The sequence below is a fragment of the Burkholderia sp. Bp9015 genome (assembly GCF_003853505.1).
GTDB lineage: Bacteria > Pseudomonadota > Gammaproteobacteria > Burkholderiales > Burkholderiaceae > Burkholderia.
Genome location: NZ_QTPZ01000017.1, coordinates 25,603 through 49,990 on the forward strand (window position 1 = coordinate 25,603; position 24,388 = coordinate 49,990).

General features: G+C 68.9%; 23 protein-coding genes. 15 read left to right on the forward strand and 8 right to left on the reverse strand.

Annotated elements, in window-relative coordinates:
• Positions 1-9 precede the first annotated feature (9 nt).
• Together DIE12_RS19250 and DIE12_RS19255 are read right to left on the reverse strand one after the other, a co-directional pair.
• A complete protein-coding gene (locus tag DIE12_RS19250) occupies positions 10-1,125 on the reverse strand; it encodes a porin (RefSeq protein ID WP_409362233.1) in 1,116 nt (371 codons plus the stop codon).
• 315 nt (positions 1,126-1,440) lie between these two features.
• Entirely contained in the window at positions 1,441-2,331 is an 891-nt protein-coding gene (locus DIE12_RS19255) for an IclR family transcriptional regulator (protein WP_044845343.1), read from the reverse strand.
• Between the two features lie 294 nt (positions 2,332-2,625).
• Here DIE12_RS19255 and DIE12_RS19265 point away from each other — a divergent pair, with 294 nt between their 5' ends.
• The 8 genes from DIE12_RS19265 to DIE12_RS19300 all read left to right on the forward strand — a co-directional run bounded on the left by DIE12_RS19265 (position 2,626) and on the right by DIE12_RS19300 (position 10,978).
• Positions 2,626-3,708 (forward strand): ABC transporter ATP-binding protein, encoded by a 1,083-nt coding sequence (locus DIE12_RS19265; protein WP_044845344.1) that lies wholly within the window; start codon positions 2,626-2,628, stop codon positions 3,706-3,708.
• Complete coding sequence (locus DIE12_RS19270) at positions 3,709-4,707, forward strand: ABC transporter permease (protein WP_124520354.1); 999 nt, start codon at positions 3,709-3,711, stop codon at positions 4,705-4,707.
• On the forward strand, positions 4,704-5,498 hold the full coding sequence (locus DIE12_RS19275; protein WP_124520355.1) for an ABC transporter permease: 795 nt from the start codon (positions 4,704-4,706) through the stop codon (positions 5,496-5,498). Before DIE12_RS19270 ends, DIE12_RS19275 begins: the two co-directional genes overlap by 4 nt.
• A complete protein-coding gene (locus DIE12_RS19280) occupies positions 5,498-5,845 on the forward strand; it encodes a (2Fe-2S)-binding protein (RefSeq protein ID WP_124520356.1) in 348 nt (115 codons plus the stop codon). Before DIE12_RS19275 ends, DIE12_RS19280 begins: the two co-directional genes overlap by 1 nt.
• Positions 5,842-7,281, forward strand: coding sequence for an NAD(P)/FAD-dependent oxidoreductase (locus DIE12_RS19285; protein ID WP_124520357.1), 1,440 nt, complete (start codon positions 5,842-5,844; stop codon positions 7,279-7,281). Before DIE12_RS19280 ends, DIE12_RS19285 begins: the two co-directional genes overlap by 4 nt.
• Positions 7,274-8,425, forward strand: a complete 1,152-nt coding sequence (locus tag DIE12_RS19290) for an FAD-binding oxidoreductase (protein WP_124520358.1) — start codon at positions 7,274-7,276, stop codon at positions 8,423-8,425. Before DIE12_RS19285 ends, DIE12_RS19290 begins: the two co-directional genes overlap by 8 nt.
• On the forward strand, positions 8,422-9,468 hold the full coding sequence (locus DIE12_RS19295; protein ID WP_124520359.1) for an ABC transporter substrate-binding protein: 1,047 nt from the start codon (positions 8,422-8,424) through the stop codon (positions 9,466-9,468). Before DIE12_RS19290 ends, DIE12_RS19295 begins: the two co-directional genes overlap by 4 nt.
• Positions 9,469-9,640: 172 nt before the next feature.
• On the forward strand, positions 9,641-10,978 hold the full coding sequence (locus DIE12_RS19300) for an MFS transporter (protein WP_044845351.1): 1,338 nt from the start codon (positions 9,641-9,643) through the stop codon (positions 10,976-10,978).
• A 110-nt stretch (positions 10,979-11,088) separates the two neighbouring features.
• Here the strand turns inward: DIE12_RS19300 and DIE12_RS19305 are convergent, their stop codons facing one another.
• Both DIE12_RS19305 and DIE12_RS19310 read right to left on the reverse strand, forming a co-directional pair.
• Complete coding sequence (locus DIE12_RS19305) at positions 11,089-12,099, reverse strand: 3-hydroxybutyryl-CoA dehydrogenase (protein WP_124520360.1); 1,011 nt, start codon at positions 12,097-12,099, stop codon at positions 11,089-11,091.
• Entirely contained in the window at positions 12,096-13,202 is a 1,107-nt protein-coding gene (locus DIE12_RS19310) for an NAD/NADP-dependent octopine/nopaline dehydrogenase family protein (protein ID WP_124520361.1), read from the reverse strand. The genes DIE12_RS19305 and DIE12_RS19310 overlap by 4 nt, the downstream gene beginning before the upstream one ends.
• 149 nt (positions 13,203-13,351) lie before the next feature.
• On the opposite strand from DIE12_RS19310, the gene DIE12_RS19315 reads away from it, so the two are divergent.
• Positions 13,352-14,326, forward strand: coding sequence for an AraC family transcriptional regulator (locus tag DIE12_RS19315; RefSeq protein ID WP_124520362.1), 975 nt, complete (start codon positions 13,352-13,354; stop codon positions 14,324-14,326).
• Positions 14,323-15,354 (forward strand): LysR family transcriptional regulator, encoded by a 1,032-nt coding sequence (locus tag DIE12_RS19320; protein WP_124520363.1) that lies wholly within the window; start codon positions 14,323-14,325, stop codon positions 15,352-15,354. Before DIE12_RS19315 ends, DIE12_RS19320 begins: the two co-directional genes overlap by 4 nt.
• A gap of 32 nt (positions 15,355-15,386) precedes the next feature.
• Here the strand turns inward: DIE12_RS19320 and DIE12_RS19325 are convergent, their stop codons facing one another.
• Entirely contained in the window at positions 15,387-16,517 is a 1,131-nt protein-coding gene (locus DIE12_RS19325) for a porin (protein ID WP_124520364.1), read from the reverse strand.
• A 410-nt stretch (positions 16,518-16,927) separates the two neighbouring features.
• Between DIE12_RS19325 and DIE12_RS19330 the strand changes: the two genes are divergently transcribed.
• Together DIE12_RS19330 and DIE12_RS19335 are read left to right on the forward strand one after the other, a co-directional pair.
• On the forward strand, positions 16,928-18,331 hold the full coding sequence (locus tag DIE12_RS19330) for an MFS transporter (RefSeq protein ID WP_124520365.1): 1,404 nt from the start codon (positions 16,928-16,930) through the stop codon (positions 18,329-18,331).
• A gap of 288 nt (positions 18,332-18,619) precedes the next feature.
• The gene (locus tag DIE12_RS19335) at positions 18,620-19,600 is read left to right on the forward strand and encodes a PDR/VanB family oxidoreductase (protein WP_124520366.1); all 981 of its coding nucleotides are present in this window, start codon (positions 18,620-18,622) and stop codon (positions 19,598-19,600) included.
• 58 nt (positions 19,601-19,658) lie between these two features.
• Here DIE12_RS19335 and DIE12_RS19340 read toward each other — a convergent pair whose 3' ends face one another.
• The 3 genes from DIE12_RS19340 to DIE12_RS19350 all read right to left on the reverse strand — a co-directional run bounded on the left by DIE12_RS19340 (position 19,659) and on the right by DIE12_RS19350 (position 21,709).
• The gene (locus DIE12_RS19340; protein ID WP_124487663.1) at positions 19,659-19,895 is read right to left on the reverse strand and encodes a hypothetical protein; all 237 of its coding nucleotides are present in this window, start codon (positions 19,893-19,895) and stop codon (positions 19,659-19,661) included.
• A 9-nt stretch (positions 19,896-19,904) separates the two neighbouring features.
• Complete coding sequence (locus tag DIE12_RS38115; protein WP_185640967.1) at positions 19,905-20,243, reverse strand: hypothetical protein; 339 nt, start codon at positions 20,241-20,243, stop codon at positions 19,905-19,907.
• A 545-nt stretch (positions 20,244-20,788) separates the two neighbouring features.
• A complete protein-coding gene (locus DIE12_RS19350; RefSeq protein WP_124520367.1) occupies positions 20,789-21,709 on the reverse strand; it encodes a LysR family transcriptional regulator in 921 nt (306 codons plus the stop codon).
• Between the two features lie 139 nt (positions 21,710-21,848).
• Here DIE12_RS19350 and DIE12_RS19355 point away from each other — a divergent pair, with 139 nt between their 5' ends.
• The 3 genes from DIE12_RS19355 to DIE12_RS19370 all read left to right on the forward strand — a co-directional run bounded on the left by DIE12_RS19355 (position 21,849) and on the right by DIE12_RS19370 (position 24,337).
• Positions 21,849-23,132, forward strand: a complete 1,284-nt coding sequence (locus tag DIE12_RS19355; protein ID WP_044845359.1) for a Rieske 2Fe-2S domain-containing protein — start codon at positions 21,849-21,851, stop codon at positions 23,130-23,132.
• Positions 23,132-23,632 carry an aromatic-ring-hydroxylating dioxygenase subunit beta gene (locus DIE12_RS19360; RefSeq protein ID WP_124520368.1) on the forward strand — a complete coding sequence of 167 codons (501 nt, stop codon included), beginning with the start codon at positions 23,132-23,134 and terminating at the stop codon, positions 23,630-23,632. Before DIE12_RS19355 ends, DIE12_RS19360 begins: the two co-directional genes overlap by 1 nt.
• A 318-nt stretch (positions 23,633-23,950) precedes the next feature.
• The gene (locus DIE12_RS19370) at positions 23,951-24,337 is read left to right on the forward strand and encodes a 2-hydroxymuconate tautomerase family protein (protein WP_044845361.1); all 387 of its coding nucleotides are present in this window, start codon (positions 23,951-23,953) and stop codon (positions 24,335-24,337) included.
• The last annotated feature ends 51 nt before the right edge of the window (positions 24,338-24,388 follow it).

The following is a 24,388-nucleotide window of genomic DNA, read 5'->3' on the forward strand; positions in this document are numbered from 1 at the left end:
GTCAGCGCATCAGAACTTCTGGCGGATGCCGACCACCACCGCCACCTGCGACGTCGTCGACGACGGCCCGTCGGTCCCGTCGATCCACGCGTGGCCCACGCCCGACGACGCCTTCTGGTAGAAGCCGTTCACGTACACGTCGGTGCGCTTCGACAGCAGGTACTGCAGGCCGGCCGACACCTGCTGATAATGACCGTCGTCGGCGCCGCGCGCGACCTTCGTATAGGTGTAGCCGGCCGCGGCCATCAGCGCGGGCGTGATCAGGTAGCGCACGCTGCCTTCGTAGTTGTTGAAGCGCAGCGCGCCGCCCGTTGCCTGGCCGAAGTTCGAGCCCGTGTACAGCAGCCCGAGCGTCGCCGCGCCGATCGTGTAATTGCCGCCCGCGCCCCAGATCTGCTGGCGCACCGCGCTCGACAGACCGGCGCCGAACACCGACGCCGAGCCCGGGTAGTAGTTGTCGGACGCAACGGCGCCCGTCGCGCTGGCCGCCGGATGGTTCACGCGCGCATAGGCGGCGCCTGCATTGAGCGGCCCGTGCGTATAGGTGACGCCGGCGCTCCACGAGTTGTCGTTCGAGAAGCCCGTCGAATTCGAGAACCCGTACATCAGGTTCGCCTGCAGGCCCGCGATCGTCGGCGACACGTACTTGACCGCGTTGTTGGTGCGGAAACTGTTGTTGATGTCGTCGTTGTCGAACGGGTGCGTCGAGTACTGCGCGAGGAAGCTGCTCATCTGCAGCGAGCCGAGGATGTCCTGCGTCGAGTTGTACTGGCGGCCGAGCGTCACCGCGCCCCAGTTCGCGCCGCTCAGGCCGACCCACGCGGAGCGGCCGAACATCCGGCCGCCCTGCCCGAGCGCGCCGTTCGCGACGTTGAAGCCGTTCTCGAGCCGGAAGTTCGCCTTCAGGCCGCCGCCGAGATCCTCGCTGCCGATCAAGCCCCAGCGCGGGCCCGATTCGTTGCCGCCCGTGAACTGCCACAGCGCATGGCCCTTCGAATTGTTCGTGTAGGTCACGCCGGCGTCGACGATCCCGTACAGCGTCACCGTCGACTGCGCGTGCGCGGCGCCGGCGAAACTCATCGCCATGGCTGCGCTCATGCACGCGACGCCCGTCTTCCTGCTCATCGTTCGCACCATCTCCGTCATCTCCTCTCCAAACCGTCTTGTCGATGTTGTGTTTTGTTGATGCTGGCCATACGCGCCGGTCGGCTTGTATAGACAGTGGCTGGATGGTATCCAGCCGCAGTCGCATCAAGAAATGAAATGTTCAACTGGGCGGCAGTTGAAAATCGAATGGAGACGGATGAAGGGGAAACGGGCGGCGAATGCGCGCGTCTGCAAGCCGATAGAAAGCATGGAAGCCCGCCGGACGCGGCGCATTCTGCTCAGACATGAATGGCTCGCGTAAGCAAGCTGACGAAACGGTAACGCGCGACGCGCCTATGCGGTTTTCCCGGATAGACCGTGCATCGGCCGCCGCAACGCGGCGTCGAACGGATTCGTGCGCGGGCCGATCGCATCGGCCTGGCGCCGGAGCAGCTCGACGACCATCGGCATCCGGTCGTCGCCGAGCCGCGACGCCAGCGTGCCAACGCTCAGCGCGCCGACCGGGTAGCCGGTGCGATCGAGGATCGGCACCGCGACGCCGGCCATCCCGTCGAGCACGCCGCTGTTGCGGCCCGCGTAGCCGAGCTCGCGCACGCGCTCGATCTCGGTGCGCAGGTAGACCTCGTCGAGCACGCCGTAACCGCGAATGCGCGGCACGTTGAAGCGGATCACTTCCTCGCGCTCGGCTTCCGGCAGGAACGCGAGGATCGCGAGGCTGCCCTGCCCGACGCCGAGCGCAATGCGCCCGCCGATGTCCCCGGTGAACGAACGGATCGGGAACGGGCCTTCGCACAGATCGAGACACACCGCGTCGAAGCCGCTCTTCACGAGCAGGAAGATCGTCTCGCCGAGGCTCGCGCACAGCCGCAGCAGCGCAGGCCGGCACAGCGTGCGCATGCTGCTCGGGTTGCCGGCCAGCGCGGCGAGCGCGAAGAAGTCGACGCTCAGCCGGTACAGCTTCGACTGTTCGTCCTGCTCGACCATCCCTTCGGCGATCAGCGATTGCAGGATCCGGTGCGCGGTGCCCTGCGTGAGGCCGACGGCCTTCGCGAGGTGCGTGACACGCACGCCGTCCTGCTGCATGCCGGCCAGCGCGCGCAGGATCGCGAACGCACGCTGCAGCATGCCGGTGCCCGGCGCGCCGGCCGCATCGACGGCGGCGTCCTCGTCCGCGGCCGGCATGCGTACGGCACGCGACGTTCCGGGCGAATGCGGTTCCTGCATGCGGATTCTCCTCGATGATTTCATTGAACGGAATACATCAGCTGCCATTGTCGTGTCGCCAAAATGCGCGCGGCATCCGGGTGTGCACGGGATTGACGCGCGTCTTTCACCACCTGCCCGCCCTTCATTCAACGGAACGATTTGCCGGCGACCCAGCAAAGCATTCCGTTCACTGGAATTTTTCTGAAATTCATCTCGTTGAGCAGAATTCCAAATTGACGCTCCGAAATATGGCTGGCTAGAGTCCGCGTCAATGACGCACCGGCCATGCGGTGTGCGAACCCGGAGTGCTCCATGTCGTTTCTCACGCTTACGGATCTGACGAAATCGTTCGGCGCGCTCACCGCCGTCGCCGACGTCAACCTGTCGGTCGAACAAGGCGAATTCGTGTCGCTGCTCGGGCCGTCGGGCTGCGGCAAGACCACGACGCTGCAGATGATCGCCGGCTTCGTCGACGTCACCCGGGGCCGCATCGCGCTCGACGGGCAGGACATCACGCACATGAAGCCGAACCGCCGCGGGCTCGGCATCGTGTTCCAGAGCTATGCGCTGTTTCCGCACATGAGCGTCGCGGAGAACGTCGGCTTCGGGCTCGACATGCGCGGCGTCGACAAGGCGGAGCGCGCCGAGCGCATCCGCGCGGCGCTCGCGCTCGTGCGCCTCGATGCGCTCGCGCACCGCTTTCCGCGTGAATTGTCCGGCGGGCAGCGGCAGCGCGTCGCGATCGCGCGCGCGGTCGTGATCGAGCCGCCGGTGCTGCTGCTCGACGAGCCGATGTCGAACCTCGACGCGAAGCTGCGCGAGGAGATGCAGTTCGAACTGCGCGCGATCCAGCGCAAGATCGGCACGACGACGATCATGGTCACGCATGATCAATCGGAAGCGCTGTCGATCAGCGATCGCGTGGTCGTGATGGAAGCCGGCCGCATCACGCAGACGGACACGCCGTACCGCGCGTACGAACGCCCGGAGAACCACTTCGTGTCGCAGTTCATCGGCAAGGCGAACCTGCTGCCCGGCACGATCGTCGCGCACGACGGCGACGCGATCCGCATCGATCTCGGCCACGATCTCGCGGAGACCGGCCGCACCGTGCACCTGCCGGCGCGCGAGCGCGACGTGCGCATCGGCGATGCCGTGTCGGTGTGCATCCGTCCCGAGAAGCTACGACTGTGCGCACCCGGCGCGGGCCGCTTCGCCGCGACCGTCACGAGCCGCTTCTTCCTCGGCAGCCAGTGGCTGTACCGCGTCGACAGCGCGCTCGGCGAAGTGCTCGTGTGCTGCCAGAACGAAGGCGCGGAGCCGCTCGCAGAAGGCGCGCCGGTCGGCGTCGACTGGCACAGCGACGCGGTGCGCGTGATGCGCCGGGAGGCCTGAATGCGACAGCCTACCCGTCCGCTTTCGACCGACGGCGCGCCGGCCGGGCTCGCGCCATCGGGCGCGGCCGCGACCGCGGCGGCCAACGCGGCCGACGCCGTTCCGCTTCGCACCGGCAGCGTTGCGCTGCGCGCGACGTGGCGTGCGCACGCGCCGCTGTGGCTGATGTGCGCGCCCGCGTTCGCACTGTTCGCGGCGCTCGTGCTCGTGCCGCTCGCGATGACCTTCGCGCTCACGTTCTACCGTTACGACCCGGCCACAGGTCCGATCGCCGCCTTCCAGCTCGGCAACTACGCGGAGGTGCTCGGCACGTCGTACTTCCACACGATCTTCGCGCGCACGTTCGGCATCGCCACGCTGACCACCGCGATCTGCGTCGCGATCGGCACACCCGAAGCGTACGTGCTGTCGAAGATGCGCGATCCGTGGCGCTCGCTGTTCCTGCTCGTCATCCTTGCTCCGCTGCTCGTGTCGGTCGTCGTGCGCGCGTTCGGCTGGAGCATGCTGCTGAACACGACCGGGCTCGTGAACCAGGCACTCGGGCTCGTCGGCCTCGGGCCGTACAAGCTCGAGTACACGACGTTCGCGATCGTGATCGCGCTCGTCCACGTGATGCTGCCGTTCATGGTGATTCCCGTCTGGACGGCACTGCAGCGGCTCGATCCGCAGACCGAGCACGCGGCGCTGTCGCTCGGCGCGTCGCCGTTCACGACGCTGCGCCGCATCGTCGTGCCGCAGCTGATGCCGGGCGTGCTGTCGGGCAGCCTGATGGTGTTCGGGCTGTCGGCGAGCGCCTTCGCGATCCCCGGCCTGCTCGGCGGACGCCGCCTGAAGGTCGCGGCGACCGCCGTCTACGACGAATTCCTCGGCTCGCTGAACTGGCCGCTCGGCGCGACGATCGCGGTGCTGCTACTCGTCGCGAACCTCGTCGTGATGCTCACCTACTACCGCGTGCTCGAACGCCGCTATGCGCGCAGCCTCGGAGGCGCTTCCCGATGAGAAAGAACGGCCCCATTGCGCTGGCGTTCCATACGCTCGTGATCCTGTTCGTGCTCGCGCCGCTCGCGATCGTCGTGCTGGTCGCGTTCACGCCTGACGAAACGCTGACGCTGCCGACGCATGGCCTGTCGCTGCGCTGGTTCCGCGCGATCCTCCACTATCCGGACTTCGTCACCGCGTTCGCCAACAGCGTGAAGCTCGCATTCGCGTCGGCGACGCTGTCGCTCGCCATCGCGTTGCCCGCCGGGCTCGCGATCGGCCGCGCGACCTTTCCCGGCCGCGCGTTCTTGAACGGCCTCCTGCTGTCGCCGCTCGTGATTCCCGGCCTCGTGCTCGGCATCGCGCTGCTGCGCTTCTTCGCGCTGATCGGCGCGACTGGCTCGTTCGCATGGCTGGTGCTCGCGCACATGATCGTCATCACGCCGTTCGTGATGCGGCTCGTGCTCGCGTCCGTCGCGGGCCTCGACCGCAGCATCGAGCAGGCCGCGTGCTCGCTCGGCGCCGACCCGTGGACGACGTTCCGCCGCATCACGCTGCCGATGATCCTGCCTGGCATCACCGGCGGCTGGCTGCTCGCGTTCATCAACAGCTTCGACGAGCTGACGATGTCGATCTTCGTCACGTCGCCGCAGACGGTCACGCTGCCGGTGCGCATGTACATGTATGCGACCGAATCGATCGATCCGATGATGGCGTCGGTATCGGCGCTGGTCATCTTCATCACCGCCGGCGCGATGCTGCTGCTCGATCGCGTGTACGGCCTGAACCGCATCCTGATCGGCCAACACTGATGACGACCTTCGTTTCCCGCTCCACCGACAACGCGGACGACGGCGCGCAATTCGTGCGCGTCGCCGAACGCGAGCGCGCCGCCGTCGCGTTCACGCTCGACGGCCGCCCCGCGCACGCGCTCGCCGGCGACACCGTGCTCACCGCGATCCTCGTCGCGCAGCGCCGCGTGCGCGTGAGCGAATTCAGCGGCAAGCCGCGCGCGGGCTTCTGCCTGATCGGCGCGTGCCAGGACTGCTGGGTCCGCACCGAGGCCGGCGCCCGCGTGCGCGCCTGCTCGACGCCGATCGCCGATGGCATGCGGATTCTCACCGGCGCGCAGCCCGCCACGGCCGGAGACGCATCATGAGCGACGCACTGCGGCCGGTGATCGTCGGCGCGGGGCCGGCCGGCGTGCGCGCGGCCGAGGCGCTGGTCGACGCGGGGCTGCGCCCCATCGTGATCGACGAGAACGCGCGCTGGGGCGGGCAGATCTATCGCCAGCCGCCGGCCGACGGCGCGTTCGCGCGCGGCAAGCGCGCGCTGTACGGCTTCGAGGCCGCGAAGGCCGATGCCGTGCACCGCACCATGGCCGCGTTGCTACCGCACGTCGACTATCGGCCGAACACGCTCGCCTGGGCGTGCGGCGCGGGCCGCGTCGACACGCTGCAGGACGGCCGCGAAACGACCGTGCCGTTCTCGCACCTGATCGTCGCGAGCGGCGCGACCGATCGCATGCTGCCGGTACCCGGGTGGACGCTCGCGGGCGTCTATACGCTCGGCGGCGCGCAAGTCGCGCTGAAAGCTCAGGGCTGCGCGATCGGCAGCCGCATCGTGTTCGCGGGCACGGGGCCGTTGCTGTATCTCGTCGCCTATCAGTACGCGAAGGCCGACGCGCAGGTCGCGGCCGTGCTCGACACGAGCCCGCTGCGCCGGCAGGCTGCCGCGACGCCCGCGCTGCTGCGCATGCCGTCCACATTCGCGAAGGGGCTGTACTACATCGGCTGGCTGCGCGCGCACGGCGTCGCGATCGAAACCGGCGTCACGCTCGAGCGCGTGCTCGGCGAGCGGCACGTAACGGGCCTCGCATGGCGCGCGGCCGGCGGCGACGCGCCGCCGCGGATGCTCGACTGCGATGCGCTCGGCCTCGGCTTCGGGCTGCGTTCCGAGACCCAGCTCGCGGATCTCGCCGGCTGCCGGTTCCGTTTCGATCCGCTCAACCGCGCATGGCTGCCCGAACGCGATACGGCCGGCCGCACGTCGGTGCGCGGCATCTACGTGGCGGGCGACGGTGCCGGCATCGCAGGCGCCGACGCGGCCGAGGCGTCCGGGCGACGCGCGGCGCTCGCGCTGCTCGGGGATGCGGGTGTCGCGATGTCGTCGCCGTCGCTGGCCGGCAAGCCCGATGTAGCGACGCTCGATCGCACGCTCGCCCGGCTCGGCGCGTTCCGTGCCGGCCTCGAAGCGGCGTTCGCGCCGCCCGCCGCACTCGCCGCGCGCTGCCCGGACGACACGATCGTGTGCCGCTGCGAGGACATCGACGCGGGTACGCTGCGACGCTGCATCCGCGGTGGCGAAGCGACCGAGCTGAACCGGCTGAAGGCGCTGACACGCGCCGGGATGGGCCGCTGCCAGGGCCGCATGTGCGGCGACGCGACCGCACTCGTGCTCGCCGCGGAAACCGGCCGCGCGCTCGCGGACGTCGGCCGGTTGCGCGCGCAACCGCCGGTGAAGCCGTTCCCGATCTCCGCCGCACTCGCGGGCGACGATGTCGCGGCGATTCCCGACGAGGCACGCGATGAGTGAACGCCGTCACTACGACGTCGCGATCGTCGGCGGCGGGCTCGTCGGCGCTTCGGCTGCGCTGGCGCTCACGCGGCACGGCTTGCGCGTCGCGCTGTTCGAGCGCCGCGACTGCGGCGCGCAGGCAAGCGGCGTGAACTACGGCGGCGTGCGCTGCCAGGGCCGCCCCGCCGAACAACTGCCGCTCGCGCTGCGCGCGCGGCGCATCTGGGATCGCCTGCCCGAGCTGATCGGCATCGACGGCGAATTCGTCGTGTCGGGTCATTTGCGGCTCGCGCGCAGCGACGCCGATCTCGATGCGCTCGATGCCTACGCGACGCTTGCCGGCGAGCACGGCGTGCCGTTGCAGGTGATGCGCGGCGACGCGTTCCGCCGCCGCTACCCGTGGCTCGGCCGCGCGGCGGTCGGCGGCTCGCTGTGCGCGACCGATGGGCACGCGAACCCGCGCGTCGTGTCGCCCGCGTTCGCACGCGCGGCCCGCGCAGCGGGTGCCGACGTGTTCGAGCACACGCCGGTCGACGACGCCCGGCACGACGGCACGCGTTTTCATGTCGTTGCGGGCGGCCGTGCGTTCAGTTCGACGTGGCTGATCAACTCGGCCGGCGCATGGGCGAACACGATCGCCGAGCGCTTCGGCGAAGCCGTGCCGATGGAGCAGATCTACCCGAACATGTGGGTGACCGAACCGCTGCCGCCGTTCATCACGCACAACCTCGGCGTGTACGGCGGCGGCGTGTACGCCCGGCAGGTCGAGCGCGGCAACTGCGTGATCGGCGGCGGGCGCGGCCGCGGCGACGGCGAGTTCGGCCAGCCGTCGGTCGACACGACGCGCGCGGTGATGCGCGATGCGTGCGCGCTGCTGCCCGCATTGCGCGACGCGCTGCTGATCCGCACGTGGAGCGGCGTTGAAGGCTGCACGCCCGACCACAACCCGATCATCGGCGCTAGCCGTACCACGCCGAACCTGCTGCATGCGTTCGGCTTTTCCGGCGGTGGCTTCCTGCTCGCGCCGGGCGTCGGCGAAGTGCTCGCCGAGCTCGTCACAATCGGCGAAACCGCCACGCCACTCGATGCATTCTCGATCGGCCGCTTCTTCCCCCAAGCCGCGCCGACCGCCCCTTTCCGTCAAGAGGAGACCCAACGATGAAACTGCTCGGAACGATCGCGGCGGCTGCCGCCCTCTGCCTCGCAGGCGCCGGCGCGCCGGCGTTCGCGCAAACCAAGACGATCTACGTCGGCATGAACGGCGGCCCGATGGAAAAGGCCTATACGAGCCAGGTGCTGCCCGACTTCGAGAAGGCGAACAACGTGAAGGTCATCGTCGTGCCCGGCACCTCGTCCGACGTGCTCGCGAAGCTGCTCGCGAACCGCAACAAACCGCAAATCCACGTCGCGTTCCTCGACGACGGCGTGATGGCGCGCGCGGTCAGCCTCGGTGTATGCCAGAAGCTCGACGACTCGCCGGTACTGAAGGAGCTTTATCCGTTCGCGCGAATGAAGGACGACGTCGGCGCGGGCGTGCAGCTCGGCATGACCGGCATCGCGTACAACAAGAAACTGTTCGCGGAGAAAGGCTGGGCGCCGCCGACGTCGTGGATGGATTTCGCCGACCCGAAATACAAGGGCAAGGTCGTGTTCCAGTCCGCGTCGAGCAGCACGTTCGGGCTGCACGGATTTCTCGCGATCAACCGGCTGCTCGGCGGCAGCGAACAGAACGTCGAGCCCGGCTTCAGCAAGTGGGCGAGCACGGTCGGGCCGAACGTCGTCGAGTACATCCCGAACTCGGCGAAGATCTCCGAGATGGTGCAGACCGGCGAGGCCGGCCTGTTCCCGCTGACGCCGACCGGCGTCGGCGACCTGCAGGACAAGGGCATTCCGGTCGCGTATGCGAACCCGAAGGAAGGCCCGGTGCTGCTGCTCGTCGACCTGTGCGTGGTCGCGAACAACCCGGATCCGCAACTGGCCCAGAAGCTCGCGCAGTTCCTGCTGTCCGCACCCGCGCAGACGAAGGCGGCCGAAGCCGGCAAGCAGATCCCGACCAATCGCCTCGCGAAGATGCCCGCTGCGATGCAGCAAAGCCTCGGCAGCGTCGACGATCTGGTGCGCAAGTTGACGGTGGTCGACTGGACGGCGATCAACGCCCGCCGCGCGCAGTGGGACACGCGCTGGAACCGGCAGATCGAGCGGTGACGGGCGCCGGCGTGCGCGGGTACGGCCGTGCGCGCCGCGACCATCATTTGCGGGAGTGATGACACTCCCCTTTTTCTGCGGATTTGACCGGGGCGGCGGTGCCGACAACACTAGCCCGCAGTGCCGCATGCGTCGCAGAGACGGCACGCACCCGCCCCCTTCAGAGTCCGCCATGTACCCGACCGACACCATGCAATCCCCGAGCGCCGCCCGGCCGCTCGCCGACCGGCAGCTTCGCCGCATCGTCATCGCCTCCGTCGCCGGCAACGCGATGGAGTGGTACGACTTCTTCGTCTACGGCACGGCCGCCGCGCTCGTGTTCGGCCACGTGTTCTTTCCGCCCGGCGCGTCGCCGCTCGCGGGCAGCCTCGCAGCGTTCGCCGCGTTCGCGCTCGGCTTCGTCGCGCGGCCGCTCGGCGGGATCGTGTTCGGGCATGTCGGCGACCGCTACGGCCGCAAGGCGTCGCTCGTGTGGACGCTGCTGATCATGGGCGCGTCGACGTTCGCGATCGGCCTGCTGCCGACCTACGCGCAGGTCGGCCTGTGGGCGCCGGCGGCGCTCGTCGTGCTGCGGCTGCTGCAAGGCATCGCGTCCGGCGGCGAATGGGGCGGCGGCGTGCTGATGATCAGCGAGAACGCGCCGCCCGAGCAGCGCGGCTACTACGCGGCGTGGAGCCAGCTCGGCGTCGGCGGCGGCTTCGTGCTGTCGTCGGCCGCGTTTCTCGCCGCCCAGGCGCTGCCCGACGACGCGTTCCGCACCTGGGGCTGGCGGCTGCCGTTCCTCGCGAGCATCGCGATCTTCGCGATCGGCATCTACATTCGCCGCCACCTGCCGGAAAGCCGCGACTACGAGCAGGCCGGCAAGCGCGGCGCGCACACGCACTTGCCGATCGTCGAATGCATCCGCCGCCATCCGAAGGAAATCCTGCTCGCGATGGGGCTGCGCGTCGCCGAAAACGGCGGTGCATACATCTTCCTCGCGTTCTCGCTCGTCTACGGCAAATACGTCGGCATCCCGAACGGCGTGATGCTGACCGGCGTGATGATCGCGATGATCGTCGAAATGGGCGCGATGCTCGCGTGGGGCCGGCTGTCCGACCGGATCGGCCGCAAGCCCGTGTACCTGATCGGCGCGCTGAGCCTCGTCGCGTGCGCGTTTCCGTTCTTCTGGCTGCTCGACACGCGTGCGACGCCGCTCGTGTGGCTCGCGCTGACGGTCGGCACCGCGGTGAGCCACGGCGCGATGATCGGCACGCTGCCCGCGCTGGTCGGCGAGCTGTTCAGCACCGAGGTGCGCTATTCGGGCGTCGCGCTCGGCCATGAAGTCGCGTCGATCTTCGCGGGTGGCATGTCGCCGCTGATCGCGACCGCACTGCTCGCGCGCTATCACGCGTCGTGGCCCGTGTCGCTGTTCCTCGTGGCGCTCGGCCTCGTGACCGTCGCGACGCTGTGCGTGATGCGCGAGACGCGCGGCGCGCCTGCTGCCGACACGCGCGGCGACGCGGCATGAGCGTAGCCGCCGCGCACGCGACGCTTCCGGCCGGCGAACGACACAGCGGTTTGCGGTACCGCATGCACGCGTGCGCGGCGCGACGATCGCACCCGGCCGCGACGACCGCGCTATGCGTCGGTGCTGCGCCGCGCGCCGTCGAACTCGGGCGCCAGTCCCAGGTGGTCGAGCAGCCTCGCGAATTCGCCGAGCCGCTGCCGCATGTAGGCCGGCACGTCGACCTGCGCATAGTCGTGGAACCCGGCACCGCTACGCACGCCGTCGCGCCCGGCCGCCATGTTGCGCACGACGCTGTCGGCCGGCGCGAAGCGCGGGCCGATCTCGCCGGCGAGATACGTCGACGCGTAGTACAGGATGTCGCAGCCGCCCCAGTCGATGAACTCGAGCAGCCCGAGCACCGCGAAACGCGGGCCGAAGCCGGTGCGGATCGCCGTGTCGATGTCCTCGGCGCTCGCGACGCCCTCTTCCACCATGCGTGCCGCCTCGTTCATCGCGAGCGCCTGGATGCGCGGCACGATGTAGCCGGGCGCCGGCCCGCAGATCACCGGCTTCTTGCCGACGCGTTCGAGCAGCGCGGCCAGTGCGTCGACGACCCGCTGATCGGTCGCGTCGCTGCGGCTGATCTCGACGAGCGGCATCAGCAGCGCCGGGTTCAGCCAGTGCGCATTCAGCATCCGTTTGGGGTGCGCGACATGACGCTGCAACTCGGTGACGACGAACGTCGACGTCGTCGACGCGATCGTTGCATGCGCATCGACATGTGCGCCGAGCCAGCGCAGCGCGTCGGCCTTCGCGTCGAGCACTTCGGGCAGCGCTTCGAACACGATGCCGGCGTCGCGCAGGGCGGGCGCCGCGCCCTCACGCGCGACCAGTGCGATGCGGGCGACGACGGCCGCGGCCTGGTCGGCATCGATCCGGCCGAGAGCCACCTGCGCATGCAGCGGCCGCGCGATCTCGCCGCGCGTGCGATCCTCGAATACGCGCCGGCCTTGCGCGTCGCGCGGCTTGAAGTCGATCAGCGTCACGTCGAGGCCCGCGAACGCAAAGACGAGCGCGATCCCCTGCCCCATGCGTCCCGCGCCGAGCACGTGCACGCGCGTCACGTCGGCGGCGGGCGTCATGCGGCGTACCCCGCATCGAGCAGCGCGCGCATCGCGTCGCGCGACAGCGCGGCGAGGCCGAGCGCCTCCAGCGTGCGCCCTTGCGCATACAGGTCGCGGCCGGTCACCGCCGACGCGACGCTCAGCAGCCCCTGCGCAACGCGCGTCGGCACGTTGGCCCAGCGCCCGCACGACACGATAAAGGACAGCCCGAGCCGGGTGTCCTCGAGCATGTAGCGATGCGTGCGCAAATCGATCTTCTCGCGCCAGTCGCCGCTGTCGGTCAGCTTGCCGTGCGCGCCGCGCCCGTACATCCATTCGTCGCCGTCGGTCGCGTAGTGGTCCGCCAGCGGGAAATGCGGCGCGCGGTAGCCCAGTGCCTCGCGCACGGCGATGCGTTCGGCATCGAGCGCATTCGTCACGCGGCGGATCGACGGCTGCGTGCCTTCGTTGTGGATGTCCCACGCGTCGAAGTGTTCGAGCGGCCCGGCGTTCATCAGGATCAGCGGCGGATGAATCACCGGGCCCGCGTTCATCAGCGCGCCGGACAGCGCATCCTCGACCGGCTCGACCGACGGGTAGCCCGCGCGCAGCACGTCGAACGCCCAGGCCGCCGCGTTCGCGGGAAACACGCCGGTCGGCAGGCGCGTCGCATACGCGCTGATCACGACCGCGTTGTCGCCATGCTTGCGTACCAGGTACGGCAGCGTGCCGGTCTCGGCAAAAGCGACGCGCGCGCGGTTGCCGGCATCGGCCGCCGCACGCGCGAACACGACGCTGCCGAACGTGCCGGGCGGCAGGAACACGACCTGGTCGTCCTCGAGCAGGGGCGCGACCTGCGCGGCGAGCGCATCGTGCGAGACGGCCGGCAGCGGCACCACGACGAGCCGCGCGCCGCGCAGCGCGGCCGCGAGATCGTCGCTCAGGCGGATCGCGCCGGGTGCGTCGCCGAGCGGCACGGCACGCCTGCCGCGATAGTCGGTCACCTCCAAGGCGCCGAGCTCGCGCAGCCGCGCATGCGGTTCGCGGTCGCGCCGCCACCATGTCACGTCGTGGCCCTTCTCGAACAGGTCGATCGCGGCCGCATGGCAGCCGTGGCCGCCCCCCAGTACACATACCTTCATCGTCGTCTCCCGGTGAGTGAGTGTTGCCGAGACTACGCGGCGGCGCACGTCGCGTCGCTTCAAAACGCGCAACGGCGCGCCCGTTCGCGCAACGCAATCGCGGCGATGCGCACGACGTCGCATCCATCCATCCGACACGAGGCCACCGCATGGATATCGCCCTTTCCCGACATGCGCCGAACCGGCTCGGCACGCTGCATGCGCCCGACGAAGTCGAACGCGCGGTCGCGCACCGGCTCGGGCCGCACCGGATGGCCGCGCACGGCCGCGATCCGTTTCATGCGGAGCTGTACGAGGTGCCGCTGCATCACGGCGCACTGCTCGAGCTCTGCTACGGCCGCGAGACGCGCATCGAGTTCGGCGACGATGCCGGGCATTTCCTGTTCCGGCTGACGCTGTCGGGCGCATGTGAGCTGCAGGCCGGCGACGTGGTCGCACGCGCCGGGCCGGGCCAGCTGACGGTGTCGTCGCCGGCGCTCGCGAGCCGCCTGAGCACGAGCCCCGATTGCCGCAACCTGGTGCTGCGGCTCGAACGCGGCGCACTCGAGCGCAAGCTGCAGGACATGCTGCACACGACGCTCACGCGGCCGCTGCAGTTCGATCTCGCGGCCGGCGGCAACGGTGCGGGCGCGGCGCTCGTGCTGCCGACCTTCGAATACCTGTGCCGGCTCGGCGCGCAGCCGGGAATCGGCACGTCGATCACGACGTTCGGCGCCGATCTCACCGCGTGGCTGATGGCGCTGCTGCTCACGCACCTGCCGCATTCGTACAGCGCCGCGCTCGCGCGCGGCACGCCGCCGCTGCCGGCGCACGTGCGCCGCGCGTGCGACCACGTCGACGCGCACCTGGGCGACCCGCTCGCGCTCGCCGCGCTGGCTACCGTCGCGGGCGTCGCGCCGCGCACGCTCCAGCATGCGTTCCGCGCGTTCCTGAACACCACGCCGGCCGCCTACGTGCGCGAGCGCCGGCTGGCCGCGGTGCACGCCGCGCTGCAGCGCGGCGACGCGCGCAGCGTGACGGACGTGCTGATCGCGCACGGCATTCACGGCTTCGGCCATTTCGCGAAGGCGTATGCGCGGCGTTACGGCCACCTGCCTTCCGTCACCGCGAGGCAAGCACCATGACGCACTCCGCCACCGGCCGGCCGCCGGCCCGCCCCGAACCCGCGGCGCACGACGCGGACGCGCCCGACGGCCTGCGCGTGCAGGACCTCGACCTGAACTTGTTGAAGACGTTTCGCGCGGTGTACGAAGAACGGCACGTCGGCCGCGCAGGGTTGCGGCTGGGCGTCACGCAGCCGTCGGTGAGCTACGCGCTCGGCCGGCTGCGCCTGATGTTTCGCGACGCGCTGTTCGTGCGCACCGGCACCGGCGTCGAGCCGACGCCGCGCGCGCAACGGCTCGCACTATCGGTCGACAAGGCGCTCGCGATCCTGCAGGACGTGCTCGACGAAGGCTCGCGCTTCGCGCCGGACAGCACCCAGCGCGTGTTCCGGCTGCACATGAGCGACTTCGCGGCGAGCGCGTTCCTGCCGACGTTGCTCGCGGCATTCGACCGGCGCGCGCCGGGAGCGGTGATCGAGACGCTGCACGTCGACGAATGCCAGCTCAACGTCGCGCTCGAATCGGGCCGCATCGACTTCGCGCTCGGTCATTTCGCGGACGCATCGAGCCATTTCCAGCGGACCGCGCTGCTGCACGAACGCTGCGTGCTGCTGATGCCGCGCCGCACCGCGCAGCGCCTCGCGCTGCCCGGCGGTTTCGTGCTCGACGGCGACGCGCCGGACGTGCTGCGCTTCGTCGCGGTGACCGCGCATCCGCAATCGATGCAGCTGCTGGAACGACACGGCCTGATGCCGCGCGTGCGGGCGGCGCTGCCGGACTTCCTGGTGGTGCCGGCGCTGCTCGAACACGGCGATTACGCGCTGATCCTGCCGGAGACCGTCGCGCTCACGTTCGCGGCGCGCCAGCCGTGCACGCTCTACGAGATCGCGGGCGCCGGCGAATGGGCCGTCAACGCGTACTGGCACCGGCGCTTCGACGCGGACCCGGGCCATCGGTGGCTGCGCGCGCTGCTGCTGGAGCTGTTCGACATCGGCCGGCAGGCGCCGTTCGACGCATGGCTCGCGCCGCAACCGCCCGCCTGCGCATAGCGGCGCGGGCGGGCGCAGGCCGGCCTCGGCGGTCAGAACGCCGTGAGGATGCCCGCGACGATCGAGCTGGCGGTCGCGCCGGGTTTCGCGACCGCGACGCCGCCGCCCGCCGCGCCATTGACGACGAAGCGCGCGTGCGCGCCGTTGCGCACCATCGCGGCCCCCGTGTACAGCACCGTGCGCTTCGACAGCGGATAGTCGAAGCGGATGCCGTACGAATCGGCGTTGCCGTCGCTGTCGGCGACCTTCCGGTAGTGGCCGATGCTCAGCAGCAGCGCCGCGCGCCCGATCGGCACCGTCGCGCTGAGTTCCATCGTGTCGCTGTGCGGATACGCGCTCTGGCTGTCGATCGCGGCCGCGACGTCGGGGCCGCCGCGATGCCGCATGTACAGCGCGGCGACCTTCACGACGTTGAAGTCGTACGAAATCGCGCCGACCGTGTAGTTGCCGTTCGCGGCCGAACTGGTGACGCCGAGCGCGGATGCCGCCACCGGGCTGAACTTCTGCTGCATGTAGTCGACGTCGACCGACAACCCGCCGCGCACGTAGTTGAGGCCCGCGCCGTACGTGTCGCCGAGCGTCGCCGGCTGGCCGGCCGCGCCGTTGGTGCCGCGCGCGGCCATCGCGCGCAGCATGAAGCCCGCGTAACGCGGCGACGTGTAGCGCAGCGAGTTGCGCACGCGCAGGAACGCAGGGCCGACGAAGTTGTTCGTCGCGTTGCCCCATGCGAGGCCCGCGCCGAGCCCGGGCAGGCTGTACGTGACGAGCGTCGTGTGCACGATCGTGTAGAGCTCGCCGAACTGCACGCCGCCGAACGGCCCGGTGATGCCGACCCACGCCTCGCGGCCGAACAGCGCGCTGCCGTTCGACAGCGCGCCGCTCGCCGCGTTGAAGCCGTCCTCGAGCTTGAAGATCGTCGCGTAGCCGCCGCCGAGATCCTCGACACCCTTCAGCCCCCACTGCGACGCCCACAGGTTGCCGCTGCCCACGCGCATCACGTGGCTCGGCCCGGCGTTCGCATATTCGATCGCGGTGTCGATGCGGCCGTAGAGCGTCACGCTCGATTGCGCGACAGCCGGCAGCGATGCGCACGCAAGGAGCGCGGCCGCCAGCGTGGCAAGCGGTACGGCAAGCCGGTCGGCCCGCCCGTTCGAATGGTTCATCTTGGTCGTCCCGTGGAAATGCCGGCGCTTGTCGGCATCGCGCCGTTTGACATGAAGCGCGTTCGCATTCGGATGCGAACGCTGCCGATCAAAAACGGGCCGAGTCTAGGAACGACAATTTCGGACGTCGACGCAATGCGCTCTATAACGCTTATAGACGCGCCGCATGATGCGCGCACGCGCCGCCGCACGTGCGCCGCGCGGCGGCCCGCGCGCACGGCCTCGGTGTTTTCTTTATCCGCGTCGGTAAATGTCCGTGTGGCGCGGCTGTCACTCCGGCTATGGCGGCCGAATTTAGCCGACTACGCTGCGTCTCCGATCGTGTCACCCGCACGCTTTCGCACCGCGACGGCACCCGGCCCGCGAGGCCCGCGCCGCGCTTTTCCATCGCCCGCTCCTGGAGAATCCGCATGTCCGCACCCACGGCCCGCGCTGCCGACGGCAAGCGCTATACGTACGAATGGTATGTCGTCGTCATCTGCATGCTCGCGTATGTCTTTTCGTTCGTCGATCGCCAGGTGCTCGTCCTGATGATCGAACCGATCAAGCGCGACCTGCACCTGACCGACACGCAGTTCAGCCTGCTCAACGGCTTCGCGTTCTCGCTGTTCTACGCGGTGATGGGCCTGCCCGTCGCGTATCTCGCCGATCGCTACGCGCGCCCGCGCATCATCGCGCTCGGCATCGCGCTGTGGAGCGTCGCGACCGCCGCATGCGGGCTCAGCCAGCAATTCGTGCAGATGTTCGTCGCGCGCATGGGAGTCGGCATCGGCGAGGCCGCGCTGTCGCCCGGCGCGTATTCGATGCTCGCCGACTACTTCCCGAAGGAGAAGCTCGGCCGCGCGATCGCCGTGTATTCGCTCGGCTCGTTCATCGGCGGCGGCGTCGCGTTCCTGATCGGGGGCTACGTAATCGCGCTGCTCAAGCATGCGAGCGCGTTCACGCTGCCGGTCGTCGGGCAGGTGCATGCGTGGCAGGTCACGTTCCTGATCGTCGGGCTGCCGGGGATCCTCGTCGCGCTGCTGTTCGCCGCGACCGTGCGCGACCCGCAGCGCAAGGGGCTCGCGCAGGACCGCTCGGGCGCCGTGCGGCGCGTGTCGATGCGCGATTCGCTGCGCTTCGTCGGCACGCATCGCGCGACCTTCGCGTGCCACTATCTCGGCTTCTCGTTCTACGCGATGACACTGTACTGCCTGCTGAGCTGGACGCCCGCGTTCTATATCCGCCGCTTCGGGATGACGGCCGTCGAAGCCGGCTACACGCTCGGCATCGTGCTGCTCGTCGCGAATACCGCCGGCGTGTTCTGCGGCGGCTGGCTCAACGACTGGCTGCTGCGCCGCGGCCGCACCGATGCGCCGATGCGCGCCGGTGCGATCGGCGCCGCGTGCATGGTGATCCCCGCGACGCTGTTCACGCAGCTCGACAGCCTGCCGGCATCGCTCGCGATGCTCGTCGTCGCGATGTTCTTCGCGTCGTTCCCGATGCCGACGTCGACCGCCGCGATGCAGACGCTCGCGCCGAACCAGATGCGCGCGCAGATCTCCGCGCTGTTCCTGCTCGTGTCGAACCTGATCGCGCTCGGGATCGGCACGACCGTCGTCGCGCTGTTCACCGATCGCGTGTTCGGCGCGCCGGCGGCGGTCGGCCATTCGATGTCGATCGTGAACATCGCGGCGGCCACGCTCGCCGCGATGTTGCTGGCCGTCGGCTGCCGGCAGTATCGACGCAGCCTCGAGCGCGAACGCGGCCATGCGTCGGCTTCGGCTTCGGCCGATGCGACTGTCGACGGCGGCAGCGCCGTTGCCGCACGCTGAAGTCGCGGTGGTCAGCGTCGGCTTCGGCTTCGGCTGAGGCGGCCGTCGACGGTGGCCGCGCCGCGGCCGCACGCTGAAGTCGCGCTGTTCAGCGATCGCGTGTTCGGCGCACCGCCTGCGCGATCGTCGACGCCGCGGCCGTCATGCTGGTCGCCGACCATCATCCACCCCACTGATTCTGGCATCGCTTTTTTATCGATTTGATTTATGCGATGCCCGTCCTTATTCTCGGTTGCATGACGGCGCGGTATCCGCCGCGCCGGTTTCTTCTACCCCACGGAACACCCCATGCAAGCGAACCGCCACCAGGTCCGGATCGACGCGCTGATCGACGCGGCGCAGGACATCCGCTGTTTCCGGGTCTCGCGCGTCGACGGCCAGCCGTTCGACGCGTACGAGCCGGGTGCCCATATCGACGTCACCGCGCCGTCCGGCGTCACACGGCAATACTCGCTGTGCGGCCGCCCCGACGAGCGCGGCAGCTACCTGTTCGCGGTGAAGAGGGAAGCGCAGTCGCGCGGCGGCTCGCGCTCGCTGCACGACGACGTGCGCGTCGGTGCCGAGCTGTCGATCGGCGCGCCGCGCAACCTGTTTCGTCTGGCCGACGACGCGAGCGAGCATGTGCTGGTCGCGGCCGGGATCGGCATCACGCCGCTGCTGTCGATGGCGTACGCGCTCGCGCAGCGCGGCGCGCGTTACCGGTTGCACTACTTCGCGCGCAGCCGTGAACACGCGGCCTTCGTCGACGAACTGTCGGCCGAACCGTTCGCGTCGCGCGTGACCTTCCATTACGGGATCGCACCCGATGCGCTCGCGGCCGAACTGAGCCGCTGCGTCGAGTCGATCGACGCGAAAGCGCACGTCTATACGTGCGGGCCCGGGCCGTTCATGGATGCCGTCGTCGCGGCGGCAGCCACGCGGCTTCCGGAAGACGCGATTCACCTCGAACGCTTCGCGGCGGAACCCGTCGCGGCCGACGCCGCTGTCGATGCCGCCCCGGCGGAAGGCTTCGAAGTGCGCCTGCAGCGCAGCGGCCAAGCGGTGCGCGTCGCGCCCGGCACGTCGATCGTCGACGCGCTCGCGCGCATCGGCGTCGAGGTCGATACGTCATGCGGCGAAGGCGTGTGCGGCACCTGCATGGTGCCGGTGCTCGACGGCGAGCCGGATCATCGCGACCACTGCCTCAGCAAGGCCGAGCGCGCGAGCAACACGGTGATCTGCTGCTGCGTGTCGCGGGCGCGCTCGGCGGTGCTCGTTCTCGATCTGTGATGCGCCCCGTATCATCGGTGCAATGCGTCGGAAGATGCGGGCGCGCGGCGCTCAGCAATCAATCCCGATTTGCTTCGATGATACGTTCGAGCTCATTCGCATCGTCCGTGGGTTCCTCCGTGCCGCGAAAGATGCAAACCTCGGTGTGCCCGTCTCGGAACACGTCAACCTCTACCCGCATCCCGACCACCGTGATCGAAACCAGCACCGTATCCGGTCGGTTGCGGCTCAGGGTGTAGTGGATCTTCGCAGATTCGAGCTGATCGAGCAGATCGAACAGTGTGTTGGGGGTCATGTCGGGCACCTATTTCTTGAAACGGTTATCGTTGAGCAACTTGAGCGCCTTACGCGCCTCTTTGATGCCATCGCTCGCATCACCTTGAATCTCGTTGAGCGTCGAATTCAGATATTGCCCTGGGAACTCGCGCAACACTGAGCCTTTGCACTCAGCCTTGATGATGTCGCAGGCCATCATATCGCCTCGGTCGACACCCGCGACTTGAACCGCGTCTCCCAACGCATCTGGCGAAAAATCGAATGGCGATGCCTCACTGAGCGAAGTCGAATCAGCGAAGCCCGCGCCGCCCGCCATCGCGGCCGCACCACCTGCACCGCCCGAGACAACACTCTGCAGATAGCTCATGAGCTCGCCCGCAGACACATCGCTGGGTGTCGCCCAACCAGGCAAGGGCTTGTCTATCGGTAGCGGGGCCATTCTCGGCACACTGGCGAGCCTATTGGCTTTTGGGAATGGCGGAGTTGTGGCAGAACCTCCAGCCGAACCCCCACCACCAACCGCTTGTCGTTCGATCTGTACCGCCACGCGTCCATTTTCGATGGCAGCCTTGAGCGCATCAAGCGGAGTGCCTTGGAGTGCGTCTAGGCCAAGTTGGCGAAGGTATGTCAGCACGTTCGTGGTCAGACCACTGTATTTCGGCTAGTGCAACATTAATTCGGACACGTCGCTGCGTTGACTGGCGGACAAGCTGGTACCGCTTGAACGTGACGCACGCGTGAGCGTAGCGCGCTTTCCGGCACCCAGATCAATCGTCACTGAAGCCATGAATCCTGTTCTCCGTATCGGCTTTGCAGAACATAACGTTGCTCTCTCAACGTCAGGCCTAGCACTTCGAAGCCGATACTTTAGCAGTCCTCCTCGATCTCTGACGCGCTCACGCAGCCCGACCGTCACGCGTCGTCGAACCGCTCGACGATCTCGGCGAGCAGCGCGCGCATCCACGCGATCCCCTCGTCCTCGTGAAAATGCTCGTGCCAGTGCATCGTGACCGACGCGGGCGGCAGCGTGACCGGCAGCTCGTAGAGCCGGAACGCGTTGTCGCGGTTCAGGATCCGCGCGAGCCGCTTCGGCAGCGTCGCATAGAGATCGGTCACCGACAGCACGCTCGGCAGCGCGACGAAGTGCGGCACTTCGAGCGCGATGTTGCGGCCCACGCCCTGCGCGCGCAACGCGTCGTCGAGCGCGTGGTGGCTGTGCTCGACCGATTTCACGTTGACGTGCGCGGCGCGCACGAACTGCTCGAGGCTCAGCGCCGCACCGGCCGGCAACCCGCGCCGGCGCCCCGTCATGCACACGTAGGTTTCCTCGAACAGCAGCTGGTGGCGCGTGCGCGGCATCAGCTCCGGCAGGTTGCCGATCGCGAAGTCCAGCCGGCTCGCGCGCAGCGCCTCCTCGATCTCCTCCACCGGCAGCGGCTGCACGCTGAGCGTCACGCGCGGCGCGCGCTCGCGCAGCGCCTGGCAGATCGCCGGCAAGTACGCCATCTCGCCCGCATCCGACAGCGACAGCCGGAACGTGCGCGTGCTCGACGCCGGATCGAAACGCTCCGCATAGCGCAGCGCGACGCGCACCATGTCGAGCGCCTTGCCGACGATCCCCGCGAGTTCGAGCGCGACCGGCGTCGGCTGCATCCCCGCGCGCGTGCGCACGAACAGCGGATCGTCGAACAGCGTGCGCAGCCGCCCGAGCGAATAGCTGACGGCCGGCTGCGACAGCGCGAGCCGCTCGCCGGCCTTGGTCAGGCTGCGCTCCTCGACGATCGCCTGGAACACCCGCAACAGGTTCAGATCGAGATGATCGACCGATGTCATCGTGACCTCCATCATTTGCCGCATTTATTTGATCGGCAATTTTAGATCAATTTGACGGATATGTAGAGGAAGACGAGACTGGGTACCCGATGCCGCGCGTGACGCGGCCCGATTTCGCGACTCTTTCCCCACGACGACGATGAGCGACATTCCCACCCAGACGATCGACACCCGCGCGTTGCACGGCTTCGCGCAGCCCGACCGCATCGCGCCCGCGATGTATCACGACCCCGCGCTGTTCGAGGCCGAGCTCGACCGCATCTTCTACCGCACCTGGATCTGGGTCGCGCACGAGAGCGAGCTGCCGAACCCGGGCGACTTCGTCACGACGACGATCGGCCGCCAGCCGGTGATCGTCGTGCGCGACAGGACCGGCGAGATCAACGTGCTGCAGAACCGCTGCCGCCACCGCGGCGCGACCGTGTGCGAATCGCACAAGGGCAACGCGAAGGGCTTCACGTGCCCGTATCACAGCTGGTCGTACGCGCTCGACGGCACGCTGCGCGCGCTGCCGTACGGCGACGGCTACGAAGGCGTGTGCGAGAAAGGCGACCTGCCGCTCGTGAAGCTGCGCGTGGGCGTGTACCAGGGGCTGATCTTCGCGAGCTTCAACGACGCCATCGAACCGCTCGAGGATTTCCTCGGCGGCGCGAAGCCGTGGATCGACCTGTTCATGAAGCAGGGTGCCGGCTACCCGATCAAGGCGAACGGCGAGCACAAGTTCAAGTTCAAGGGCAACTGGAAGATCCAGCTCGAGAACACGACCGACCTCTATCACTTCCCCGTCGTGCACAAGTCGTGGATGAAGTCGATCGACGACGAAACGGCGGCCGCGATCACGAGCTTCATGACGAGCGAGGACGCCTTCTGCCGCGGGCTCGGCAACGGTCACAGCCTCGCGGTGCTGATGCCCGAGCTGATCGATCTCGACCAGGACGACGGCGCGCCGCTGCCCGAACGCTTCGCGCCGCTCGCGGCGAAGCTCGCCGAGCGCCACACGCCGGACGAAGTGCGCCGCATCGTGCGCTCGCTGATGGGCGTCGGCTTCAACCTGAACCTGTTCCCGAACCTTGCGCTGTCGATGGCGTTCTTCCGCGTGCTGCGGCCGATCTCCGCGAACGAAACCGAGATCCGTCACGTCGCGCTCGCGATGGATGGCGGCCCGGACGAAGCGAATCGCGAGCGGCTGCGGATTCACGAGCATTTCCAGGGACCGTTCGGCTTCGGCAGCCCCGACGACGCGGAAGCATGGGAGCGCGTGCAGCGCGGCGCGCATGCGGGGCCGGACGTGCCGATCCTCGTGAACCGCGGGCTGAACCGCGAGACGACCGCCGCGAACGGCGAAAAGACCGCGCATGCGACCGACGAGACGGGCATGCGCGAGGCCTACCAGCAATGGCGCAAGATGATGGAGCAACAGTAATGGACGACCGCAACGCCCTCTTTTCCGAGCAGACCTTCGCCCGCGCGGTCGAATTCGTGTGGCGCGAAGCCGAGTTGCTCGACCGCCGAGACTATCGCGCATGGCTCGACCTGTGGGATCCGGCCGGTCACTACGTGGTGCCGATCGATCCCGACACCACCGACTTCGCGGCGACGCTCAACTACGTGTTCGACGACCAGGACATGCGCGAGAAGCGCGTGCAGCGGATGCTGTCCGGTTACTCGGCGTCGGCGACCGACGCGGCGCGCACGGTGCGCACCGTGTCGCGCTTCACGCTGGAGAGCAGCAGCGCCGGCATGGTCGAGCTGAAATCCGCGCAGGTCGTCGTCGCGTACAAGCGCGGCGTCGCGACGCTGTTCGCGGCCGACGTCACGCACAAGCTGCACATCGACCCGGACGGCGAAATGCGGATAGCGGAGAAGGTCGTGCGCCTGATCGACTCGACCGAGGCACTCAGCGCGATCGGCTTCCTTCTGTAAGCGGCCGCCGGTTCGCTGTCGCCAGCGCAACGGTGAACCGGCCACCTTCACCTTTCGGGACGCTCATGCTCACACTCTAATGCGGAAACGGTCGTCCGTCCGATCGGTTCGGCCGAATCACTCGGCGCGATCGGAACGGTGAGGCGGCCACCTTCACCTTTCCGGACGACCCAGCCCACACTCGAATGCGGAAACGGTCGTCCACCTGATCGGCTCGACCGATGCGCGCAGCGAGATCGGCTTCCTGCTGCAAGCGGCCACCGGTTCGCCGTCGCCAGCGCAACGGTGAGCCGGCCACCTTCACCTTTCCGGACGACCATGCCCACACTCGAAGTTTTTCTGCCGGCCGGCCACGACGACGCGCGCAAGGCCGAGCTGATCGCGCGGCTCAGCGGCGCGACCGTCGACGCGATCGGCGCACCGCTCGAATCGGTGCGCGTCCTGCTCACCGAATTGCCCGCCACGCACATCGGCCTTGGCGGCCGCACGGCCGCCGATGGCGCACCGCCGTCGCTGCCGGTGATCGTCGCGATCCTGATCGCCGGCCGCACCGACGAGCAGAAACGCGCGTTGATCGCGGCGCTGTCGGACGCCGGCGCGAACGTGCTCGATGCGCCGTTGCAGGCGACGCGCGTGATCATCAAGGACATCCCGAACACCGACTTCGGGATCGGTGGTCAAACCGCGCGGGCGCTGGGGCGCTGATCGTGTGCCGCGCGTCGCTGGCCGGTCGCGATGTGCGCGATGTGCGTGATA

Excerpts from the sequence above, each read along its gene's own strand:
- DIE12_RS19310 (WP_124520361.1), bottom strand. The coding sequence starts at position 13,202 with ATGAAGGTATGTGTACTGGGGGGCGGCCACGGCTGCCATGCGGCCGCG.
- DIE12_RS38115 (WP_185640967.1), bottom strand. The coding sequence starts at position 20,243 with ATGAGCTATCTGCAGAGTGTTGTCTCGGGCGGTGCAGGTGGTGCGGCC.
- DIE12_RS19265 (WP_044845344.1), top strand. The coding sequence starts at position 2,626 with ATGTCGTTTCTCACGCTTACGGATCTGACGAAATCGTTCGGCGCGCTC.
- DIE12_RS19290 (WP_124520358.1), top strand. The coding sequence starts at position 7,274 with ATGAGTGAACGCCGTCACTACGACGTCGCGATCGTCGGCGGCGGGCTC.
- DIE12_RS19270 (WP_124520354.1), top strand. The coding sequence starts at position 3,709 with ATGCGACAGCCTACCCGTCCGCTTTCGACCGACGGCGCGCCGGCCGGG.
- DIE12_RS19320 (WP_124520363.1), top strand. The coding sequence starts at position 14,323 with ATGACGCACTCCGCCACCGGCCGGCCGCCGGCCCGCCCCGAACCCGCG.
- DIE12_RS19305 (WP_124520360.1), bottom strand. The coding sequence starts at position 12,099 with ATGACGCCCGCCGCCGACGTGACGCGCGTGCACGTGCTCGGCGCGGGA.
- DIE12_RS19300 (WP_044845351.1), top strand. The coding sequence starts at position 9,641 with ATGTACCCGACCGACACCATGCAATCCCCGAGCGCCGCCCGGCCGCTC.
- DIE12_RS19325 (WP_124520364.1), bottom strand. The coding sequence starts at position 16,517 with ATGAACCATTCGAACGGGCGGGCCGACCGGCTTGCCGTACCGCTTGCC.
- DIE12_RS19330 (WP_124520365.1), top strand. The coding sequence starts at position 16,928 with ATGTCCGCACCCACGGCCCGCGCTGCCGACGGCAAGCGCTATACGTAC.
- DIE12_RS19285 (WP_124520357.1), top strand. The coding sequence starts at position 5,842 with ATGAGCGACGCACTGCGGCCGGTGATCGTCGGCGCGGGGCCGGCCGGC.
- DIE12_RS19250 (WP_409362233.1), bottom strand. The coding sequence starts at position 1,125 with ATGAGCAGGAAGACGGGCGTCGCGTGCATGAGCGCAGCCATGGCGATG.
- DIE12_RS19340 (WP_124487663.1), bottom strand. The coding sequence starts at position 19,895 with ATGACCCCCAACACACTGTTCGATCTGCTCGATCAGCTCGAATCTGCG.
- DIE12_RS19315 (WP_124520362.1), top strand. The coding sequence starts at position 13,352 with ATGGATATCGCCCTTTCCCGACATGCGCCGAACCGGCTCGGCACGCTG.
- DIE12_RS19350 (WP_124520367.1), bottom strand. The coding sequence starts at position 21,709 with ATGACATCGGTCGATCATCTCGATCTGAACCTGTTGCGGGTGTTCCAG.
- DIE12_RS19355 (WP_044845359.1), top strand. The coding sequence starts at position 21,849 with ATGAGCGACATTCCCACCCAGACGATCGACACCCGCGCGTTGCACGGC.
- DIE12_RS19280 (WP_124520356.1), top strand. The coding sequence starts at position 5,498 with ATGACGACCTTCGTTTCCCGCTCCACCGACAACGCGGACGACGGCGCG.
- DIE12_RS19275 (WP_124520355.1), top strand. The coding sequence starts at position 4,704 with ATGAGAAAGAACGGCCCCATTGCGCTGGCGTTCCATACGCTCGTGATC.
- DIE12_RS19255 (WP_044845343.1), bottom strand. The coding sequence starts at position 2,331 with ATGCAGGAACCGCATTCGCCCGGAACGTCGCGTGCCGTACGCATGCCG.
- DIE12_RS19360 (WP_124520368.1), top strand. The coding sequence starts at position 23,132 with ATGGACGACCGCAACGCCCTCTTTTCCGAGCAGACCTTCGCCCGCGCG.
- DIE12_RS19295 (WP_124520359.1), top strand. The coding sequence starts at position 8,422 with ATGAAACTGCTCGGAACGATCGCGGCGGCTGCCGCCCTCTGCCTCGCA.
- DIE12_RS19335 (WP_124520366.1), top strand. The coding sequence starts at position 18,620 with ATGCAAGCGAACCGCCACCAGGTCCGGATCGACGCGCTGATCGACGCG.
- DIE12_RS19370 (WP_044845361.1), top strand. The coding sequence starts at position 23,951 with ATGCCCACACTCGAAGTTTTTCTGCCGGCCGGCCACGACGACGCGCGC.